Origin of the sequence: Faecalibacterium sp. DFI.5.82, assembly GCF_029076575.1 — a bacterium.
Taxonomy (GTDB): domain Bacteria; phylum Bacillota; class Clostridia; order Oscillospirales; family Ruminococcaceae; genus Faecalibacterium; species Faecalibacterium duncaniae.
Map to the genome: position 1 here is coordinate 1 of NZ_JARFIS010001188.1, position 286 is coordinate 286.

Here is a 286-nt window from a genome sequence, read left to right on the forward strand (position 1 = left end):
CTTTATAAAGAAGAGCTTCAAGCTGACCAAGGACGCTTATGCCGCCCAGCACAAAGAGGAGCTGGACACCTTTATTAAAGCTGTCCGCACCCTGATGAAGCTGAACGGCAGCACAGCGGTGGATTTTTCGGCATTGGATGCCGAATTTTCTGCGCTGCAATCGAGCAGCGCAGAGCTGCGCACCCAACAGGAAACCTTGCAGCCGGATGTCTCTGCCCTGAAAAATATCCGCAAGTATATTGACATGGTGCTGAATAAGCAGCAGCTGTCTGCACCGGGCGGCAAG

At 52.8% G+C, this 286-nt stretch carries 1 pseudogene; it reads left to right on the plus strand.

The window, feature by feature from the left end:
- Window positions 1-286 (plus strand): annotated as a pseudogene (locus tag P0G09_RS20670) (conjugal transfer protein); the annotation flags it as partial.